This window comes from Streptomyces phyllanthi, from assembly GCF_009377205.1.
GTDB lineage: Bacteria > Actinomycetota > Actinomycetes > Streptomycetales > Streptomycetaceae > Streptomyces > Streptomyces phyllanthi.
In genome coordinates this window covers 1-2670 of record NZ_VJZE01000754.1, presented here as the reverse complement: position 1 = coordinate 2670, position 2670 = coordinate 1, and the positions used below count along the sequence as shown (strand labels likewise).

5 protein-coding genes are annotated in these 2670 nt (G+C 69.7%); all 5 read left to right on the top strand.

Features of this window, described 5'->3' with window-relative positions; all coding sequences use genetic code 11:
• A partial coding sequence (tnpA, locus tag FNH04_RS44425) for an IS200/IS605 family transposase (protein WP_152791906.1) occupies nt 1–277 on the top strand: 277 nt, incomplete at its 5' end.
• The gene (locus tag FNH04_RS44420; protein WP_407704187.1) at nt 222–425 is read left to right on the top strand and encodes a DUF3224 domain-containing protein; all 204 of its coding nucleotides are present in this window, start codon (nt 222–224) and stop codon (nt 423–425) included. The genes tnpA and FNH04_RS44420, both read left to right, overlap by 56 nt.
• 82 nt (nt 426–507) lie before the next feature.
• A complete protein-coding gene (locus tag FNH04_RS44415; RefSeq protein WP_152791905.1) occupies nt 508–1161 on the top strand; it encodes a hypothetical protein in 654 nt (217 codons plus the stop codon).
• Between the two features lie 58 nt (nt 1162–1219).
• Nucleotides 1220–1738: a GNAT family N-acetyltransferase gene (locus FNH04_RS44410; RefSeq protein WP_152791904.1), complete on the top strand. Its 519-nt coding sequence runs from the start codon at nt 1220–1222 to the stop codon at nt 1736–1738.
• A 167-nt stretch (nt 1739–1905) separates the two neighbouring features.
• On the top strand, nt 1906–2316 hold the full coding sequence (locus FNH04_RS44405; protein WP_152791903.1) for a VOC family protein: 411 nt from the start codon (nt 1906–1908) through the stop codon (nt 2314–2316).
• The last annotated feature ends 354 nt before the right edge of the window (nt 2317–2670 follow it).

The following is a 2670-nucleotide window of genomic DNA, read 5'->3' as shown; positions in this document are numbered from 1 at the left end:
GTGCGGCAGTTTTGAGACGGAGCTGAAGGAGTTCAACGGCGAGCGCGATCACGTGCACCTGCTCGTGCACTACCCGCCCAAGGTGGCCTTGTCGAAGCTGATCAACAGCTTGAAGGGCGTCAGCTCCAGATACCTGCGCGCCGAGTACACCGGCCGCATCAACCGCATCGGAGTGGGCTCCGTCTTCTGGTCCCGCTCCTACTTCGCCGGGTCATGCGGCGGTGCACCCCTCAGCATCGTCCACCAGTACATCGAGGGCCAGAAGCGGCCTACCTGACCGTCACCCCAAGGCGCAGCGAACTGCCTTCGAGGTCGTACCGGGAACAGGCACCGGCGAGCTGACCGGCCTGCGCGGAACCGGCGGCTTCACCTACCGGCACGGCGAGTCCTCCGTCGCGTACACCTTCGACTACGAGCTGGACTGACCGCAGGCCGCCGACCGCGCACCACGACGGTCCGTGGTCCGGCTCCGGCCCTGGACCACGGCGCCTTCGTCATACTTCACTCATGCACCTCGGGCTGCTCAACTCGATCCTCTACTGCGTGCAGTTCAGCCGGGAACTGGACGAGCGGGACGTCGAGCGCATCACCCGCATGATCCTGGAGCAGCCGTTCCACGACCTCACCACGGAGGAGGAGTACGCACGGATCGAGGCGGTGCTCGCGGAGGACTCCTGGGACACGGACCTGTCCTGGCAGCCGCATGACGAGCCGTCGGTCCGGGGCTTCCTGCGCCGCGTGCTGGACCGGCTGGACGCGCTGCGGCCGTGGCAGGAGCCTCCGTACCGCACCCTCGGGCTGGAGCGCTGGGAGGAGTTCGGGCGCGGGACACTGCTGGCCCACGTACGGCTGCAGTCCCCGGCGCGGGACCCGATGCACGCGCGCCTGCGCGCCGTACCCGGGGAGGAGCACGAGCTGCGGGCGCTGGTGCTGCGTCTGCGGTCCGGGGACGAAGTCGCCCTGGTGGCGCCGCCGTTGCCGAACGGGTACCGGGCGGTTCTGATGGGCGTACGGCCGCACCGGTCCCGGGCGAAGATGATCGAGGCGTTCCTGACCCACACGGGATATCCGCGTGACCGGGTGTCCCCGGTGGTACGGCGCTGGTGGGCGGGGCGGAGCGGCGAAACTCTGCCCCCGGGGCTGCGGTCCCTGCGAGGCTGAGCGGCGGGACAGTGCCAGGTCTCGACCGACGTGCCCGCCGTCGTCCTCGGGAGGACCCATGAACCGCCACCACCGACCCCCGTCACCCACCCCGAGGCTCGCCTTCCGGCAGATGACCGAGGACGACCTCGACGACATGGCCGCGCTCCTCGGCGACCCGAACGTGATGCGCCACTATCCCCGCCCCATGACCCGGGAGGAGGCCCTGGACTGGATCGATTGGAACCGGCGCCTCTACCGGCAGGAAGGATTCGGACTCTGGCTGGTCACCCTGCGGGCCACTGGTGAGTTCGTCGGCGACTGCGGTCTGACTCCTCAGGAGGTCGAAGGAGTCACCGACATCGAGGTCGGCTATCGCGTCCGGGCCGATCTCCAGGGGAACGGCTATGCCACCGAGGCCGCGGCTGCCTGCCGCGACCACGCCCGCGACGCCCTCGGCGCAAGGCGTCTCATCGCGATCATCCGACCGGACAACCGGCCGTCGCAGCGGGTCGCCGAGAAGATCGGTCTCCCCTTCGAACGCGACGCCGTCTCCCGGTCGGGTCTTCCTGTCCGCGTGCACGCCACGTCCCTGTGACGGCCGGGCCCCGCCCGGCCGTCGGCCGAAGGGACCACGACCAAAGGACCATGCGCGGCGGAGGGGCTGGGGCCAGAGGCCGATGCAGGCGTGATCACCGGGTGCCTACGCTCGGGGCCCGCGGCGGCCCGCGGTCCGAGCGTGCCGCCTCACGCAAGGGAGCCGTCATGCCGTTCACCGGTCAGAGCCACATCCGCGTCGCCCGGCCGTCCCGTGATCTCGCCGAGGCCGAGCGGTTCTGGGTACGGGGACTCGGTCTGAGTGTGCTGTACCGCGCGGAGGGAGGCGGCGCGCCGGGCGAACACGACCTGCTCATGCTGGGCCGGCCCGACGCGTCCTGGCATCTCGAACTCGTCCACGGCGGAGACGGCTTCGTGGAGCCCCGCCCCACGGAGGAGGACCTGCTCGTCATCTACCTGGACGAGCCCGTCCCCGACGAGCTGGTGGCCCGCCTCGAGGATCACGGCGGCAAGCGTGTGCTCTCCCCGAATCCGTACTGGAACGAGTGGGGCGTCACCGTCGAGGACCCGGACGGCTACCGGCTCGTGCTCTGCACGCGCGCGTGGTCCAGCTCCTGACCAGGACAACCGAAGCACGGAGTAAGCCACGCGAGCCCACCGGGCCGCCCTCAGCCGTCAACTGCTGCTGGAGCGCGAGTCGTTGAGCCGAGGTGCGTCTGCTTCCGGCCTGGCGCAGCTGACGGTTTCCACGTCACTCTGACATGTGCAGGTCATCTTGACGTCGTACCTCCCGGCTGGATACTTGCGGGCAGCGACGTGCCCCACCGCGAGATCACCATCACGAGATCACTACCGCGAGACCACCACCGTTCGGCTCCGCCTTCCTGACGGACGGACAGACGGGCAGGCAGGCACACAGACAGGCAGACGGAGAGCCGGACTGATCACGCCGTCATCCCCACCCTCGACGGC

Bases quoted from the DNA above. Each gene is read 5' to 3' on its own strand.
- FNH04_RS44415 (WP_152791905.1), top strand. From the start codon at position 508: ATGCACCTCGGGCTGCTCAACTCGATCCTCTACTGCGTGCAGTTCAGC.
- FNH04_RS44410 (WP_152791904.1), top strand. From the start codon at position 1,220: ATGAACCGCCACCACCGACCCCCGTCACCCACCCCGAGGCTCGCCTTC.
- FNH04_RS44405 (WP_152791903.1), top strand. From the start codon at position 1,906: ATGCCGTTCACCGGTCAGAGCCACATCCGCGTCGCCCGGCCGTCCCGT.